General features: G+C 54.9%; 15 protein-coding genes. 2 read left to right on the top strand and 13 right to left on the bottom strand.

The window, feature by feature from the left end; translation table 11 throughout:
- Positions 1 to 125 precede the first annotated feature (125 nt).
- From PGRAT_RS10740 to PGRAT_RS10715, 6 genes are all read right to left on the bottom strand, one after another.
- A complete protein-coding gene (locus tag PGRAT_RS10740; protein WP_042266538.1) occupies positions 126 to 1,451 on the bottom strand; it encodes an MFS transporter in 1,326 nt (441 codons plus the stop codon).
- A gap of 192 nt (positions 1,452 to 1,643) precedes the next feature.
- On the bottom strand, positions 1,644 to 3,080 hold the full coding sequence (locus PGRAT_RS10735) for a sensor histidine kinase (protein WP_025706937.1): 1,437 nt from the start codon (positions 3,078 to 3,080) through the stop codon (positions 1,644 to 1,646).
- 15 nt (positions 3,081 to 3,095) lie between these two features.
- Entirely contained in the window at positions 3,096 to 3,782 is a 687-nt protein-coding gene (locus PGRAT_RS10730; protein WP_025706938.1) for a response regulator transcription factor, read from the bottom strand.
- A gap of 20 nt (positions 3,783 to 3,802) precedes the next feature.
- Positions 3,803 to 4,588 carry a lantibiotic immunity ABC transporter MutG family permease subunit gene (locus PGRAT_RS10725; protein WP_025706939.1) on the bottom strand — a complete coding sequence of 262 codons (786 nt, stop codon included), beginning with the start codon at positions 4,586 to 4,588 and terminating at the stop codon, positions 3,803 to 3,805.
- Between the two features lie 2 nt (positions 4,589 to 4,590).
- On the bottom strand, positions 4,591 to 5,349 hold the full coding sequence (locus tag PGRAT_RS10720) for a lantibiotic immunity ABC transporter MutE/EpiE family permease subunit (protein WP_025706940.1): 759 nt from the start codon (positions 5,347 to 5,349) through the stop codon (positions 4,591 to 4,593).
- The gene (locus PGRAT_RS10715; protein ID WP_025706941.1) at positions 5,342 to 6,058 is read right to left on the bottom strand and encodes a lantibiotic protection ABC transporter ATP-binding protein; all 717 of its coding nucleotides are present in this window, start codon (positions 6,056 to 6,058) and stop codon (positions 5,342 to 5,344) included. Before PGRAT_RS10715 ends, PGRAT_RS10720 begins: the two co-directional genes overlap by 8 nt.
- A 171-nt stretch (positions 6,059 to 6,229) precedes the next feature.
- Between PGRAT_RS10715 and PGRAT_RS10710 the strand changes: the two genes are divergently transcribed.
- Positions 6,230 to 7,390 (top strand): glycosyltransferase family 4 protein, encoded by a 1,161-nt coding sequence (locus PGRAT_RS10710; protein ID WP_025706942.1) that lies wholly within the window; start codon positions 6,230 to 6,232, stop codon positions 7,388 to 7,390.
- On the opposite strand, the gene PGRAT_RS10705 is transcribed toward PGRAT_RS10710, so the two are convergent.
- The 7 genes from PGRAT_RS10705 to PGRAT_RS10675 form a co-directional block, all read right to left on the bottom strand.
- On the bottom strand, positions 7,330 to 8,262 hold the full coding sequence (locus PGRAT_RS10705) for an SDR family NAD(P)-dependent oxidoreductase (RefSeq protein WP_052415708.1): 933 nt from the start codon (positions 8,260 to 8,262) through the stop codon (positions 7,330 to 7,332). The genes PGRAT_RS10710 and PGRAT_RS10705 overlap by 61 nt on opposite strands.
- A gap of 435 nt (positions 8,263 to 8,697) precedes the next feature.
- Positions 8,698 to 9,615, bottom strand: a complete 918-nt coding sequence (locus PGRAT_RS10700; RefSeq protein ID WP_042266535.1) for a helix-turn-helix transcriptional regulator — start codon at positions 9,613 to 9,615, stop codon at positions 8,698 to 8,700.
- Positions 9,616 to 9,620: 5 nt separating this feature from the next.
- Entirely contained in the window at positions 9,621 to 10,193 is a 573-nt protein-coding gene (locus PGRAT_RS10695) for a GNAT family N-acetyltransferase (protein ID WP_025705026.1), read from the bottom strand.
- Between the two features lie 266 nt (positions 10,194 to 10,459).
- Positions 10,460 to 12,325 carry a UbiD family decarboxylase gene (locus PGRAT_RS10690; RefSeq protein ID WP_042266533.1) on the bottom strand — a complete coding sequence of 622 codons (1,866 nt, stop codon included), beginning with the start codon at positions 12,323 to 12,325 and terminating at the stop codon, positions 10,460 to 10,462.
- A gap of 5 nt (positions 12,326 to 12,330) precedes the next feature.
- Positions 12,331 to 12,723 (bottom strand): hypothetical protein, encoded by a 393-nt coding sequence (locus PGRAT_RS10685; protein WP_042266532.1) that lies wholly within the window; start codon positions 12,721 to 12,723, stop codon positions 12,331 to 12,333.
- Positions 12,699 to 14,123 carry an FAD/NAD(P)-binding protein gene (locus PGRAT_RS10680; RefSeq protein ID WP_042267987.1) on the bottom strand — a complete coding sequence of 475 codons (1,425 nt, stop codon included), beginning with the start codon at positions 14,121 to 14,123 and terminating at the stop codon, positions 12,699 to 12,701. Before PGRAT_RS10680 ends, PGRAT_RS10685 begins: the two co-directional genes overlap by 25 nt.
- A gap of 241 nt (positions 14,124 to 14,364) precedes the next feature.
- Positions 14,365 to 15,255, bottom strand: a complete 891-nt coding sequence (locus tag PGRAT_RS10675) for an oxidoreductase (protein ID WP_238326921.1) — start codon at positions 15,253 to 15,255, stop codon at positions 14,365 to 14,367.
- A gap of 228 nt (positions 15,256 to 15,483) precedes the next feature.
- Between PGRAT_RS10675 and PGRAT_RS10670 the strand changes: the two genes are divergently transcribed.
- Positions 15,484 to 16,044, top strand: coding sequence for a TetR/AcrR family transcriptional regulator (locus tag PGRAT_RS10670; protein WP_238326922.1), 561 nt, complete (start codon positions 15,484 to 15,486; stop codon positions 16,042 to 16,044).
- The last annotated feature ends 16 nt before the right edge of the window (positions 16,045 to 16,060 follow it).

Raw genomic sequence — 16,060 nt, 5'->3', positions numbered from 1 at the left:
TGTTTTTTCTGGTTGCAGCCGCACAACACCTGCCGCTTCCGCAGCGGCAGGTGTCAAGAAGGCCTCTCTGTGCAAGACTTATTTATCTCCGGGCAGCACTGAGTCCGTGGAGAGCAATTCAGCGGTTATACCTCTGCTGCCGCATGTGCCGGAATATGCGGCGGAGCCGGCGGAACTGGCGGATCTCCATCCTGCAGTGCGTCCTGCTTCCCCTTCTCCACATCGAGCTTCAGCACTATCATAATCCCCAGCCCGAAGAACAGCAGCAGGGAGAGAATGCCAAGTCTTGGATTCCCGGTGAGCTGCTGGGTCAGCCCGAAGACAAACGGGCCAAAGATCGAAGAGAATTTGCTGGTGATGTTCACAAAGCCAAAAAACTCACCGGTGCGCTTCAGCGGCATCAGATCACTAAGCAGGGAACGGGAAATGGACTGGCTTCCCCCCTGAACCAGGCCCACCATAACCGCCAGGATATAAAAATGAATAGCTTGGGTCATGCCGAAGCCGAGGATTACAATCAGCACATAGATGAACAGCGAGACCAGCAGCATCCGTTTGGCACCGAGGCGTTCCGCAGTTTTGCCGAGCAGGATCGTGCTTGGAAAACCGACAAACTGTGTAATCAGCAGCGCCAGAATCAGATCGCTCGAGCCGATCCCCAGCGTCGTTCCATAAATCGTAGCCATTAAAATAATCGTGTTAATCCCATCATTGTAGAACCAGAAAGCAGCGATCAGCCGGACCAGCTGCGGATATCGCTTGATGTCACGATAGGAACCGCCGATTCTTCGGGCCGCTGCCCGAACATACCCGCCGGCAGTTAAGCCGCCAGCCTGCCGGGGGAGATTAGGCACACGGCGGATGACCGGAATGGAGAAGATCAGCCACCACATTCCGACGGTTACGAACGAGAGCCGTGTTCCGGTCAGCGTATCCTTCATACCCAGCAGCTGCGGCTGTTGAATCATCAGCAGATTAACCGCCAGCAGCACCCCGCCGCCTACATAACCAAGGGCATAACCTTTGGCGGAGACATCCTCTCTTTTCCCGGAGGGCACCAGGTCTGGCAGCATCGAGTCATAAAAGGTTAAGCTGCCGGCAAATCCAAGCGTAGATAGTACCAGCAGTGCGGAAGCGAGCAGCCAGTCCCCCTCTCCGACCAGGGCGAAGCCCATCGTTGAGACGATGCCAAGCAGTGCAAATGCCGTCAGAAAGCTGGTTTTCCGGCCCGACAGGTCGGAAATGGAGCCAAGCAGCGGCGACACCAGCGCGACCAGTGCCATCCCGATCGCGTGAGTATACGCGAGATATGAAGCTGCCGTATTTTCACTTAGGCCGCTCGCCGCCACCGAACTGTAGAAGATTGGCAGCACTGCTGCCAATACCGTTGTCGCATAGGCTGAATTCGCCCAATCATACATGAGCCAAGCGCGTACCGCAGATTTATTCATGCGAATCATTTTCCCCTCACCCGAGTAAATTCCCCTGCATTTGAACCGTTATCCGTCGGATAGATTATACAGAGGAAACGTCATGGAGGTTCTAAGCAAATGTTTGCGGAGTATTAAGCCGGGGGCATTAATTGGGGGTGTATCTCTCCTTATATGCCGCTGCCCTCTCTATCGTTACGGAAATACGATCCGCTACTGCCCGCCGCGGTCATGCTCCACTACCACACAGGCTCCGCCTTCCGGTGTGTTGCGCAGCCGGATCGATCCGCCCAGCTTTGCAGCCAGCTGTTTTGCAATATACAGGCCAAGCCCGGAATGACCGTCCCTGCTGGCTCTGGCATCATCTCCCCGGTAAAATTTCTGAACAGCCTTTTCCAGATCCCTGCGGCTGAAGCCGGGGCCGGTATCACAGATTTCGTACAAGACGCGGCTGCCGCGCAGGGCAACGGACATCGAAACCGAACCCCCGCCGGGTGTATATTCCAGGCTGTTCATTACCACATTGTCGAGAATACGCTCCAGCAGCTCTGCATCGGTGCAAAGGCAGATCCCCGCCGCGTCTTCCATCCGCAGAATAATGTCAATCCCTTTCCGGCCCGCCTCCAGCCTGTAAGCCTGGATTTTGCGTTCCAGAAACGGTGCCAGCTCAAAAGTCTCCGCATGGAGTACGGTATCCGTCCGCTCCATATCCGAGGTGTACTGCATCTGGCGCACCAGCTCGCTGCTTTTACCAGCATTCTCGTGAATCACGCCAAGATAGCGCCTCAGCTTTTCATCGTCCGCCTCTCCTGAATCCATCAGCGCTTCGGTGTAGCTGCGGATAATGGAGAGCGGAGCCTTCAGATCATGCGCCAGCGCTTCGACCATTTCTACCCGTTCCTGCTCCATCCGCCACTGTGCCGAGAGCGAGCTTTCCAGTTCTGTCTTCATTTCATCAAAAGCGCTGCTCAGCTGGCCCAGCTCATTGTCCGAATGGTAGCCGATTTCGAAGTCAAGGTCCTTCTCTTTAATCTTGCGGGCAGCCTCCATCAGCAGGCGCAGCGGCTTGTTGATGTTGTTCGACACCACCCGCGAGAAGAGCAGGGCGAACAGGATGATATAAAGGAAGGGTGACACCAGTGCGCCGATAAAAATCACTGTCAGCCACCAGTTGCCGGATTCATTCACATAGGTAGGCTTCAGGGCATAGGACAGCAGTACCGCCCCTTTGACTGCACCCTCCCCATCGATAATCGGCACCGTCCGCACATACCTCCCCTGAACACTGGAGGTCGTATTTAGCAGCTTGTACAGCTCCGTTCGTCCTTGTATATGTACGGTGTCCAGTGTGCCATATAGTTTATCTGCATTCCTGTCCACCACCTGGTAGGTGATGCCCTCACCCGGTATCGCCGCTTCCAGCGCCGTTCTGGCAGAAGAGGCAAGCAGTGCCGTCTGCTGCTGCAGAATGTAGCTTTCGATGGCAGGCAGGCGTTTCTCATAATGATTGGCGGGATAGACCAGCTTGTTCTCCACCCGCATAAAGAGCAGCACGGCAAATGCATAGGTAATCACCGTCGCCACTACACTGGCCAGGATAATATAGGTGAAGGCCAGCTGAAACTGGGTTTTAAGCGGTCTTTTGTTCATACAGCAGCTCCTTGCTTACGGATTTGTCCATTTATAGCCGATTCCCCACACTGTAGAGATATAATCCCCGGATGGATCGGCAGCAGCCAGCTTGGCGCGGATTTTCTTGACATGCTCCACCACGGTGGAGGCATCCCCTTCGGCATCATAACCCCACACCTTCTCATAAATATGCTCGCGCGAAAAAACCTGCCCGCCATGCAGCGCCAGCAGCTCGGTGATCTCATATTCCCGCCGGGTTAGCGCAACCGGCTCTCCTGCCACACTGACCAGCCGTTCCTTAAGGCTTAGCTCCAGCTTGCCGAACCGCAGCCGGCTCTGCTGCTGGGGCTTCTGCCGCGACCGCTCCTCCCGCCGCAGGTTGGCCTCGATCCGGGCCAGCAGCTCCCGGAGGCCAAACGGCTTGATCACATAATCATCGCCGCCCAGTGTCAGCCCGCGCACACGGTCCGCTTCGGACTGCCTGGCGCTCAGGAAGATAATCGGGCAGCTTACCCGGTCCCGGATGCTGCGGCAGACCTCAAAACCGTTCATCCCCGGCATCATAATGTCGAGGATCACCAGATCAGGCTCGCTGGCCGCCAGCCTGACCCCTTCGTTGCCGTCATAAGCGGCCAGCACCTCATGCCCTTTGGACTGCAGCTCATCGGTGAGCAGCAGAACCAAGGCCACCTCATCGTCGATGATCAGAATTCTGCCCACCTTATCCCTCCTATCTTGTGTTACTCGTAGCTCTTGCGGCCTTCCCATCTGCAAAACCATAGTATACTACAAACGGAAGCAAGCAAAAATACCATGCATGCCGGAACGAGGCCACAGATCAATTCATCCTGAAGAAACCGTGATAATGCGAAACCCTCCGGCAGAGGGAGCCCGGGCATAGCCAAAGCTGGAAGTCCGGCCAGCCGCGCCGGCCAGGACCAAGGTACACAAGGCCAGATAGCTTCTCCAATGGAAGTGGTGCCTATGATGGCCGCAACCAGCAGTCCCGCTCCTCCTGCTCCGACAGAAGCGCCAAGCCCAAAGGCGAGTGCCAGGAACAAATGCAGCACGCATAGAGCCAGGCTGCCCGCCAGTGCAAGCAAGCCGCTGAGCATAAATATCCCGGTGCCAGGCTGCCCGATATGCAGCAGATAGCGCATTCCGGATAACAACACCAGCATAGAGCCGAACAGGAATACGGTCACCAGCAATACCAGCTGCAGCAGCTTGCTTAGATAGATCAGCGTTCTCGGGGCGCTCTGCCCCAGCAGGCCGTTGAAATGCCCGGCGTTCTCTTCCTGGGCCGCGAGCAGCCCGGCCAGCAAACCTATGCCGACAGGCAGAATAATGCTGGCCGATTGAAAAAAGGCCTGATGGATCTCATAGGGCAGCTCCGCCGTACGCACAGGGCGGGCGAAATACCAGAGCAGAAGCGCAGGATAGCCCAGAATGGCGGCCCCCGTCAGCCAGCGGACCGGCGTCCGCTTCGTTTTGAGCCAGTCAGAAGATAGCAATCGCAGCAGCATCGTTATTTCACCTCTTTCCGGGCAAACCACATTCCCGTGAGCCAGGAGCTGGCCGCAAAAAACAGCAAGGATACGGCAATTCCCACCGGAATCACCGAGGTGTCGAGCAGCGGGCTGCCGGATTCCAGCGGGACTCCGTTCGGATGCACACCGGCTACCGGACACATCAGCCGCAGAGCCCAGCTCCAAGGAACATAGAGCCAGTTCGGCCCGGGTGCGGCAATTACACCGGCGAACATACCGGCAACACCCAGCCCGATGGATGCCGCCATGCCCTTCCACGCCGCTGCCAGCAGCTGGAGCGGAATCAGGCTCAGCGAGACCAGCCATGTAAGCAGGCTGGCAACCACAACCTTTTCAACAGGAAGGGTTGCATCGGTAATCAGCAGGCCGGCAATCAGAACAGCAGCAATGGTTCCCAGGGAGGACAGCAGCATATAGTAGGCCAGCACCATGATTTTGCCGAACCATAATGCACCGGGACGGACATTGTGCAGCCGGAGGCCGCGGTAATTCCCGGCCTTGCGTTCCCTAACCTCAGCCAGCGCACAGAGAAGCGCCGTGCCGAGCGGCACAAATACAAACGGCCACCAGTTAAAAACCATACTAAGAAACAGGTCACCCGGCAAGCTCTGTCCTTTGGGAAGATACAGCAGTGCAACGAGCGCGAACAGAACAAAAAACAACGGGGCCGCCCAGACCAGCTTTACCGAAAAGCTGCGTCTGTATTTTAAATGCTCAGACTGAAGGATATTAAGCATGGTGCACCCCCGCCTGTTCCCGGTTCCGGGCAACGACCTGCATGAACAGGGTTTCCAGATCTTCGCCATCGTGTATTATGCTCTCATAGCCCAGCCGCCCGCCGCTGATAATGCCGATATAATCGGCAATCAGCTCCACCTCGGACAAAATGTGGCTGGAGAGAATCACCGTAATGCCCTGCGCCGGAAAGGAGCGGATCAGTTCCCGCAGCTCCTGAATGCCGAGCGGGTCCAGACCGTTCGTCGGCTCATCCAGAATCAGCAGCTCCGGACGGTTCAGCAGAGCAATCGCGATGCCCAGTCTTTGTTTCATGCCGAGGGAAAATTGGGAGGCCTTTTTGGAGCCGGTCTCCTGTAAATCCACGGTGTGCAGCACCTCATCTATTCTTCGCGCAGGCTGCCCCAGCAGCTTTGTATGAACCGTCAGGTTTTCCCGGGCCGTAAGGTTCCCGTACAGCGCCGGAGATTCAATCAATGCGCCAATCCGCTCCAGCTGCTTTCTCTCCCAGGGCTTGCCGCCGATCAGAATCTCTCCCCCGCTCGGGCGCAGAAGTCCTGTAATCATTTTCAGTGTCGTCGTTTTGCCTGCCCCATTCGGTCCAAGCAGTCCGTATACCCTGCCTGCCGGGATCTTCAGTGAAACGTCCTCCACGGCCTGCTGCCGCTTGAACCGCTTGCTCAAATGCTTAGTCTCCAAAATGTATTGCATCTAATCCCATCCTCTCTTGCTTATCTGGACACAGCTTACCAAGAGAAAATAAAGATTTTATAATGTTTTGGAATTACTTTTTGTCCACCGTGTTTTGTTTAACCTCCGGTTAACGCCCTTGAAATATTCGCCTGATAAGATTAGGGCGAGTAACATATAGGGAGGGATTCCATGCGCCTGGCCTTATTTACGGACACGTTTCTTCCGCAAACCAACGGTGTTGCCCGCACGCTTGGCCAGTTAACCGGCCATCTGAACCGCCGGGGGATTGAGCATCTGCTGTTCACGCCCAAATCCGCCCCCGAAGACAGCTACCCCGATCCGGTCCGTCCTGTTGCCAGTATCCCGTTTTTTCTCTATCCGGAATGCAGGCTGGCTCTCCCGAGCATGTCCTCCATTCAGAGCCAGCTGAACGCCTTCCAGCCCGATCTGCTGCATATGTCCACCCCGTTCAATATCGGCCTCTGCGGCCTCCGTTATGCACACAGGCAGGGCCTGCCCCATGTAGCCTCCTACCATACCCATTTCGACCGTTACCTTGAATATTACCGCATGCGCCGGATTGTCCCACTCTACTGGAGGTATATGAAATGGTTCCACCGCTCCTGCGGTGCCACCTTTGCCCCGTCGCGGGAAACGGCAGAGATCCTGCGGGAGCAGGGCTTCGAACGGCTGCGCCTCTGGTCCAGAGGCATTGACTGCCGGCAGTATTCCCCGGATAAACGCCAGGCCGCCGGCGTAAAGGAGCGCTACGGAATAGCCGTTCCGCTTGTACTGCTGTATGTAGGCCGGATTGCCCCGGAAAAGGATATCGCCACCCTGCTGCACGCTCTGCAGTTGCTGCCGGAATCCGTTGCCGCCGGAGTCCACCTGCTGGTGGTTGGCGACGGACCGCTGCTGCCCGAGCTGCGTGCCCGGGCACCGCGCAATGTCACCTTCACCGGCGCCAAGCACGGCGAAGAGCTGGCGGAGCTGTACGCCTCCGCCGACCTGTTCGTGTTCCCGTCCAGCACGGAAACCTTCGGCAATGTAGTGCTGGAAGCTATGGCCTCAGGGCTGCCTGTCGTTGCCGCCGGTGCAGGCGGAAGCAAGGAACTGGTCATGCCCGGGGTTACAGGGGTGCTGTTTCAGCCGCATGATCCGGGCTCGCTCGCGGAGGAACTATGCCGCATGTCCAGCGATTCCATGCTGCGGACGGCTATGGGGAGTGAGGGGCGGAGACAGGCGCTAGGCCGCTCCTGGGAACAGATTTTTGACGGACTGATCCGGGATTATGAAGAAATAATCGACGGCAGACGCATCAAGGCCAGTGCGCAGATATTTACCGCCTGAGGACGAGGCATCGAGAACGTTGCCCGCTCGTTCCATCCAAAGAAGGACGCCCTAATTCGGGCGCCCTTCTTTGATGCAGATAATGGATTAGAGACCCATACAGGCTGCCCCTTCCCGTCTTCCTGTGCCGGTTGAACCTTGACGGGTTTAACCCCAGTTTCTTCCGTCTCCAGAAAACGGCCTATCCCCGAGGAAGGGATAAGACCCGGATGAACGGCAAAGGCCCGGCCTCCATACGCTTTGGCTTTCCCGTCCAGGGCAACCGCGAACAGCACATTCGCGCTTTTGGACTGGGCATAAGACTTCCATTTGTCATATTCCCGCCGCTCAAAATTCGGATCGGTGAGATCAACACCGCCGAGACGGTGCGCCCGGGATGAAACCGAGATGACCCGGGCCCGACCCGCTTGCTGCAAGGCAGGCCAGAGGCGGGCCGTCAGCTGAAAATGCCCCAGATGGTTGGTGGCGAACTGCGACTCATAACCGCGTGCATCACGCGTCAACGGCGCAGCCATAATACCCGCACTGTTGATAAGGAAATGAAGCGGCCGCCCAGAAGCGATGAACCGCATGGCGAAGCTGTCGATCGAGGCGGGGTCCATCAGATCAAGAGTTTCCAGCTCCAGGCGGGGGATGCCGGAGACGGCAGCTTTGGCCTTTACCGGAGTCCGTGCCGGAACGATTACAGTGGCCCCCGCTTCGGCAAGCACACGTGAGGTTTCCAGACCAATCCCGGAATATCCGCCTGTTACAATTGCTACCTTGCCGGTCAGATCCAGGCCGCCGATCACCTCGGCGGCTGTCGTCCGGGCACCGAACCGACTTGCGAGCGGCGCTTGAACCGTTAGATAAGTGTTGGTTTGTGATTCCATATATTATCCCTCCGTTCTATTCTTCGGGATCATCATATTCCTTAATGTTCACTTTAAGGCAAGCATTAAGTACTCCAACTCCGCAGGCACGCCAAGTGGAAAAAGGAAACCCCGCAAGCAATAGATGGAAAAAGGATAACTAATCTGAACGATTTCCCCCTGTTCAGGTGAATCCGCTTATAATAAGTCTACTTTTTCCCGCTAATCCCTCTGCAGCAAGCTTTTTGTTCCATTTAAGTTAACTAATTCCACTTGGCTCCCCGCCCCTGCAAAATCATAATCCGCTGCCGGGCATTTCACCTGTCTTCAAGGCCAAATAGGCCATGCCCATGCGCCCGTGCCGATAATGGCATTCACCGGCCCGGTGCACGTTTCCATTCGAAACCATATTTTTCCACTTGGAGAACAAACTCCGTCCCGGCCATCACCGTCATTTCAGCGGTACTTTTCCAGGATTAATGCAGCTTGGCTGTGCATTCTCCGTCTCAGACGCTCTGGCTCAAGCACCGTAATCAGTTGGCTGTACTCCAGCAGCTTACCGAACCAGCCACGCTCCTCTTCCGGGACAGTAAAGGACATCAGGAACTCACCTTCGGGCTCCTCCAGCAGCTCAGCTTGCGGAAACGCCTCCTGGAGCAGCACCCTGTGCTCTCCCTTACAGGCCAGACGGACTTTCACTTGCGGCCGGACGTCGCTGTGCTCTGACAGGAGCTGCTCTGCATCCTTATGCGTTAAAGTAAATGCCTGGGACATCAGGTGAACGGCCCGCATCCGGGAGAGGCGGAACAGCCGGTAATCCAGCTTGTCGCAGCAATATGCGAACAGATACCAGGCGTACCATTTATAGGTCAATAGCAGCGGCTCCACCCCTCTGTCCGTTACGCCGCCGCGGGCATCCGTATACTGAAATCCAAGCCTTATTTTCTCTCTTAGCGCCTTTTCCACCATAGCTATATTCCCGTCTGTCCCCTCTCCTTCACGCAGCACGCCCAGGTTCAGCTGGAGCATTGGCCCAAGTGCCGCTTTGTCGGGAGCGAGAGAAGTCATAATCTCAACAGTGCCCTGTGCCCGCTGGTTGTCATACCCGGATAGCAGGCCCTTCAGCGCAGCAAGAATATATGTATAATCTTCGGAATGGAGGAGCTGTCTGTTCATTTTATAACTGTCAATGATGTAGTAGCCGCCATTCAGCCCCTGCTGCGAGCCCACAGGAATTCCGGCCAGACTGATGGACGCCATATCCCGCTGGATAGTGCGCGGCGACACTTCAAACTTCTCAGCCAGCACCCGGGCACTGACCGTTTCACGGTTAAGCAGATAGACCACGATCCCCAGCAGACGGTCAATCTTCATCCCGGCTATACCTTCCGACTCTGCGGATCTGCCTGGTTGCTGTTCAGCCATTCCCTGTCAAGGATTCCATAGGCATAGGTGTCATGCCAGAGGGGCTGTCCTTCATTGTCACATTTAAAATATCCGGTCTGAAGCAAATGCCCTTCGCGGCGCAGCTGGAGACGCTCCAGCAGACGCCAGGAGGGGAAGTTGCGGGGATCACAGTGTGCGGTCACTCTTCGAGCCTGCAGATTACAGAAAGCGTATTTCAGTAACCTTTGACAAGCCTCCGCCGCATAACCCTTGTTATGGAATTCACTGTTGAAGACATAGCCAAGCTCCCAAGTCCGGAAAGTCAGCGGCTCCTGCTGCTGAAAATACAGATTCCCGATCATTTTCCCGGACTCCTTCAGGCATACCGCCCAAAAGGCAGGGTCCGCAGAGCGCCGAAGTGCCTCCGCCCGGCTCGCTTTCGCATCAAAAACCCCGTATGGCTCGTACCTCACCACCTCTTCCCGGGAAAGATATTCATGCAGATCCTCCCAATCCTCCGGCTGGAAGCCTCTAACCGTTAACCGCTGTGTTTCCAGAACTTCCATAGTTTTATCCCCCTTCATCTCTACTTCAAGGTGTTAAATTCATCCACAATATAGCAAGTGTAATGCGGAATTTTCAATAACATTTCTTATGACAGCCTGTTACTGAGTCCGCACCCATCCGCATAATCCGTTTTTTTTCGCTGAATAGCGTCTTCTCAGTCCGTTTTATTTATTGCGTATAATAATCCAAGCAGTAAAAAACCACGGCCTGCGTCCAGAACGCCTGCCGTGGTTCCTCTCTCTACTTCCGCCATACCGCCGCGAGACTAACTCAGCTCTTTTTTCCGCAATCCGCCCAGCACAGCCCCCTGTACAAAAAAGCGTTCAATCTTCCGTTCCACTGCCGCATCCGGAATCAGCGGCGGTGCCTGATGCGGCTTCACACGGGCATCGATCATCACATTGTCACAGAACCAGTGCTTGTGCTCTACGCCGCTGTTCACCCCGTAGATATCATGTGAGGGATTGCTGCGTGTGAAGGTCGCCCAGAGGAAGTTGCTCAATGATTCACTCATGAACGTGCTGTCATCGCATAAAATGATCATCGGGCATGCATCCAGCCCCCCCTGCTCTTGAATCGCGGCGCTCAACATGTCCGTTTCCTTCCGTGCTTCCGCATAATTCGTGAACTTCGTTCCCTGCAGGGCCACGATCCCCGGCATAATCAATTTCGCCTGTCCGAACCCTTGCAGCTTTTCCAGATTCTCCAGTTTCTCCAGTATCTCCGGCACCTCCGTACACAAGGTCCGCTTCTGTTCTCCCACCGCTGCAAAAACCACTTTACTGCCGCTGTTAATTCCCGTGCCGGAGTAATCCAGAGTGTCTATGGTTGTATTAGTCTGAAAATGGATGTCCCGCCGCAGATTGATCCGCTCCAGAATATACGCCAGGAAATCCCTGATGTTGTGAGTGCTGACCGGCCTCTCTTCCTCTGCAGTAATGAACAGATACTTCGCCAAGCTGAGCTGGCCTGTCCCGAGTATCCGGTTAGCGATGGTCAGCAGCTCCGCCGGCTGCTTCAACTGCTGGTAAGGTGTATAACGCTCGCTGCCAATAGCGAACAGCAAAGGATGTACGCCTGCCGCATCGACCGCATGCACCTCTTTCACTCCCGGCACCTCCTGCTTCACCGCACCGCCTGTCAATTCATGAATCAGTTCCCCGAAAGAGGTATCCTCCTGCGGCGGGCGTCCTACAACAGTGAACGGGAAGATCGCCCCTTGTTTCGCATAAACCTTATGCACCTTCATCACAGGGAACGGATGGGTCAGGCTGTAGTAGCCCAGATGGTCGCCAAAAGGCCCCTCCGGCCGGGTCTCGCCGGGATGAATCTCGCCCGTAATCACGAAATCGGCGTCACTGCTCACACAAAAGCCGTCCACATAGCTGTACCGGAAGTGGCGGCCCGCCAGCAGCCCGGCGAAGGTCATCTCGCTTAACCCTTCGGGCAAAGGCATGACTGCCGCCAGGGTATGCGCGGGAGGTCCTCCGATGAAGCAGCTGACCTTGAGCGGCTGACCTCTTTTCGTCGCCTTGGTTTGGTGAATGCCAATGCCCCGGTGAATCTGATAATGCACGCCGACTTCCTTATTGATCTCATACTCATTGCCGCTTAGCTGGATACGGTACATGCCCAGATTGGAATTCATGATCCCCGGCTTGTCAGGGTCCTCGGAATAGACCTGTGGCAGAGTAACAAAAGCGCCGCCATCGCCGGGCCAATGCTTAATCTGCGGCAGATCTGAGATCCGAATCTCCTCGAAGCCGGCCGGTATACCGTTTCCCTTTTTCAGCGGCAGCGCTTTTCTGGCAGCCAGTCCTGTCCCGATGTATTTAAAAGGCTGTTTGAGCGCCTTCATAGGATCACTGCGTAAAGCGATCACATCCTGGGACGATTCCCAGGTATCGCGGAAGATAAATTTGCTGCGTTCTATAGTGCCGAACAGGTTCGACACTGCACGGTATTTCGAGCCCTTGACCTTCTCGAAAAGCAGGGCCGGACCGCCTGCCTCGTAGACCTTCAGATGGATCGCGGCCATCTCCAGATCAGGATCAACTTCCTCCTGTATGCGGACCAAATGTCCATGTTTCTCCAAATCGGCAATACATTCTTCCATACTGCGGTATCTCATGGGTCTTACTCCAATCTCCAGAAGAAATGTGAACTCTCCTTATTATCAATGAGGGAACGCACCAGGTCAACGCCGCACCAGGCGATGGCCTGAATCAAAGGTACAAATACCTTTGATTCGGCTGTTCCGGCGCTGCCGGGCAAATTCAAAGGTACAAATACCTTTGATTCAGCCGTTCCGGCGCTGCCGGGCAGATTCAAAGGTACAAATACCTTTGATTCGGCTGTTCCGGCGCTGCCGGGCAGATTCAAAGGTACAAATACCTTTGATTCGGCCGTTCCGGCGCTGCCTGGCAGAGCCGGGAACCGCCGGGCAGCACAAAGGGGGCTCCCCTCTCGCAGATAAATCTGCCAGTGAGACAGCCCCCTGATTGTCAGCCCAGCGTTTTCAAAGGCCACGCTCCGGTAAACTCAACCTCATCATAAGCGAAAAATGCATTTAGGATGGCTTCGCGGTTATCCGTGAACAGCTGGTCGGCCACCCCAGCCACAAGCTTTGGCACGGCATTCTTCATGCCGGAGATAGCCGAAGCCGACAGGCCGCAGCTGGCAAGCGCTGAATAGTTGAAAACGAACAGGCCGTGAACAAGCGCCCGGCCCGCTTCATCCCGGCTTTGGAGCGCAAAGCCCGGAGTGAGATACGGATGCGCATCCAGCAGCGGGTTCGCCAGCTCCGGCGGCGCTTCGTAGCAGTCGCTCCAGCGGGCGATATGGCTGTCTACCAGCCGCAGCTCCGCACGCAGCCCTGGGTCGCTGAGCAGTCCGGTGCTGACCACAAGAAAATCAAAGGAGAATTCCCCTTTCGGCGTTGTCACGACCGCCTTGTCGCCGATTGCTTCCACCTTCAGCCACGGTGAACCGAGATGAAGCTGGAAGCCCGGCCAAGCCGCCGCACGGGCGAAGGTATCATTGGTCGGCGGCTGATTCGTTTTGAAAAAATGTGAAATTACGGCGTATTTATCAGAGTCAGGCAAGGTATGAAACCGTTCAATCATGCCCGATACCTCCATCTGGCGGATCGGGTTGATATTCGGAAGCTGCTCGCGGCGGACAAATACATGAACCTCCGCCACCCCCTCCGTGAGCAGAAAGTTCGCATTGTCGAAGGCCGAGGCACCGCCGCCGAGAACCGCAATTCTTTTCCCGCGCAGGACATTGCAGTCTATCGCCTCGGAGGTATGGGCGTATAGAGCTTTCGGCAGATAGTCGGCCACCATCGGCGGCACATGCCATTCGCCTCCGCCCTGGATGCCTGTGGCCAGCACAACCTTGCGCGCCAGCAATTGCCCGGACGGTGCTCCTGCACCAGAGATATGCAAGCGGTGAATCCCTTCTTCGCATGGTTCTATCAGCTTAAGCTGCACCTCATTGATCACAGGCAAACCCAGAATCCTGCGGTACCAGCGAAGATAGTTCATCCACTCGCCGCGCGGGATCTTATCTATGGCGTCCCAGCCCTCAGATCCGTTCTGCGCCTCCCACCAGGAACGGAAGGTCAGTGAAGGAATCCCTAAATCCACAGAAGTTAAATGTTTGGGAGTCCGCAGCGTGACCATCCGCGCATAAGTCTCCCAAGGCCCCTCGGCTCCTTCACTGTTCTCGTCAATGACCAGAATGTTGGATATCCGTTCACGCAACAATCCAAAAGCCGCCCCCAGGCCGCTTTGTCCCCCGCCGACAACCACAACATCATACACATGGCCTTCAGGATGGGTTAGCGGCCTTACCCAGTCTGCGCCTCCATAAGCAAGATAGGAAAGATCGGTGATCACACGTTCATTTAAGGCTTCCAGACTCATCATTCCTCAGACCTTTCGGATGGATCTTTAGGCCATATTATAGCGTGTAACCCCCGTCTTTTGAACGGATATGTCAGGTTTATTGTCATTACATCTAAAATTCCTCAACCGGATTGTACCCGATCACTAATATTTGAGGCCTGACCCGGCTTTTATATTGACAAAAGATAAAACCCGGCTATGCGAAAGATTTCCGTGTAAGATTTCCTCCGTTGTTGGACCGTTTCAATCCCTCACACGCTTAGGGTGCCTGATTCTTAATCCGCTGAAGAACTGGATTGTCAACCATTTCATTCAAATCCAAATAATTGGTAGACATGCTTATGTCAGCCCATTTCTCCACTTCTTCCGCACGGGCCTCTGAGGCTGCACGGGCCAGTGCTACTGCTTCAGGACCTAGCAGAAGGCGCAGCGGGGGCTCCTCCAGCCGGACCAAACCCGCGATGATCCCCGCGGCACGGACCGGATCACCGTTCTCTTTTCCGTTTACGGATATACGGTATCTATTCATCGCCCCCACGGTCTGCTCATAGTCCTCTCCGACGGGAGGAATGATCATTGAAGACCCGCCCCAATCGGTCCGGAAGGCTCCCGGTTCAATGATGGTGACCTTGATGCCAAGCGGTTTTACTTCGTTATGAAGCACCTCCGAGAAGCCGGCAACCGCGAATTTAGCCGCCTGATAGGCTGCAAGCCCCGGTGTCCCTCCCACCCGTCCGCCGACGGATGAAATCTGAATGAAATGTCCGCTGCGCTGCTTGCGCAGCACCGGCAGCGCAGCTTTGGTCACATTGATCACGCCGAACAGATTAGCTTCAATCTGTGCCCGGAAATCCTCGTCAGGCGTCTCCTCAATTGGAGAGCTGTTGGCATAACCGGCATTGTTCACTACCACATCCAGCGCTCCGAATTCATCCAGTGCCAGCTGGACTGCCGCTTTTGCTGAAGCAGCATTGGTGACATCCAGCTCAGCTGTGCGTACCTGATCGCCATATTTCTGTACAAGACTGTTAAGCTGCTCTGGACGGCGGGCAGTTGCCACCACTTTATCCCCATTGTTTAAGACCGCTTTGGCAATTTCCAGACCTAGACCACGCGAGCTGCCGGTAATCAGCCATACTTTACTCATCATTATGATCTCCTTCAATTTGGAATGTTTAATCCAAAGCAAGTATAGTCCTTCAAAAGAGAAAGATCAAGCATTTTTTGGATTATTCATTCCAACTACGATGAATATAAGTACATAAAAAAGGTTAAAACGCATAAAAAAATAAAATTCATTCTCGAATTTTCGGAGTAAATAATCCATTAACTTGACACTTCAGCAGACGGGCACTACATTTAAGCTTATGAGGTGTATATGATGAGTAAACGCGACGATATACTGAACGCCACATTGGATCTGATTGATGAGGAAGGTCTGCAGTCTGTGACCATTGCCAAGATCATGAAGAGGGCAAAAGTGGGCTCCGGCACGCTTTTCAACTATTTCAGCAATAAAGAAGAATTGGTCAACGAGGTGTACAAGGCGGCTCGTAAGCATATGGGTGAAGCCCTGCTGCGGAATTATAATCCCGGTCTAAGCCTGTATGAAAGATACAAATGCCTGCAGCTGAACAGGCTGCATTTTGGATTATCCTCTCCAAAGGAATTTCTGTTCATCGACAGTTATTCCTATTCTCCTTACATTTCAGCCGATCTCCGTAAAATGGAGGATGCTTCGCGGGAGATCATGCTCTCTCTGATTGAAGAAGGACAAACTCAGGGAATATTCAAGGAAATGGACCCGCACTTGTCCCATCAGATTATTCACGGGATTATGGTATCCATTGTCAAGGGCTTCATCATTCAAAAATACCCCCTGGACGAGCTGCAGGTGCAGCAAACGCTGGAGGCTTGCTGGAAGGCCATCAGAGTGTAATAAACAGCCCTGGCAG

Origin of the sequence: Paenibacillus graminis (assembly GCF_000758705.1) — a bacterium.
GTDB classification, from domain to species: domain Bacteria; phylum Bacillota; class Bacilli; order Paenibacillales; family Paenibacillaceae; genus Paenibacillus_AQ; species Paenibacillus_AQ graminis.
This window is presented reverse-complemented; position numbering and strand designations above follow the sequence as displayed.

What these genes read in the sequence shown, in the direction of transcription:
- PGRAT_RS10715 (WP_025706941.1), bottom strand. Translation starts at nt 6,058, where the DNA reads ATGCAATACATTTTGGAGACTAAGCATTTGAGCAAGCGGTTCAAGCGG.
- PGRAT_RS10740 (WP_042266538.1), bottom strand. Translation starts at nt 1,451, where the DNA reads ATGAATAAATCTGCGGTACGCGCTTGGCTCATGTATGATTGGGCGAAT.
- PGRAT_RS10720 (WP_025706940.1), bottom strand. Translation starts at nt 5,349, where the DNA reads ATGCTTAATATCCTTCAGTCTGAGCATTTAAAATACAGACGCAGCTTT.
- PGRAT_RS10670 (WP_238326922.1), top strand. Translation starts at nt 15,484, where the DNA reads ATGATGAGTAAACGCGACGATATACTGAACGCCACATTGGATCTGATT.
- PGRAT_RS10725 (WP_025706939.1), bottom strand. Translation starts at nt 4,588, where the DNA reads ATGCTGCTGCGATTGCTATCTTCTGACTGGCTCAAAACGAAGCGGACG.
- PGRAT_RS10675 (WP_238326921.1), bottom strand. Translation starts at nt 15,255, where the DNA reads ATGATGAGTAAAGTATGGCTGATTACCGGCAGCTCGCGTGGTCTAGGT.
- PGRAT_RS10705 (WP_052415708.1), bottom strand. Translation starts at nt 8,262, where the DNA reads ATGGAATCACAAACCAACACTTATCTAACGGTTCAAGCGCCGCTCGCA.
- PGRAT_RS10680 (WP_042267987.1), bottom strand. Translation starts at nt 14,123, where the DNA reads ATGAGTCTGGAAGCCTTAAATGAACGTGTGATCACCGATCTTTCCTAT.
- PGRAT_RS10710 (WP_025706942.1), top strand. Translation starts at nt 6,230, where the DNA reads ATGCGCCTGGCCTTATTTACGGACACGTTTCTTCCGCAAACCAACGGT.
- PGRAT_RS10735 (WP_025706937.1), bottom strand. Translation starts at nt 3,080, where the DNA reads ATGAACAAAAGACCGCTTAAAACCCAGTTTCAGCTGGCCTTCACCTAT.
- PGRAT_RS10700 (WP_042266535.1), bottom strand. Translation starts at nt 9,615, where the DNA reads ATGAAGATTGACCGTCTGCTGGGGATCGTGGTCTATCTGCTTAACCGT.
- PGRAT_RS10695 (WP_025705026.1), bottom strand. Translation starts at nt 10,193, where the DNA reads ATGGAAGTTCTGGAAACACAGCGGTTAACGGTTAGAGGCTTCCAGCCG.
- PGRAT_RS10690 (WP_042266533.1), bottom strand. Translation starts at nt 12,325, where the DNA reads ATGAGATACCGCAGTATGGAAGAATGTATTGCCGATTTGGAGAAACAT.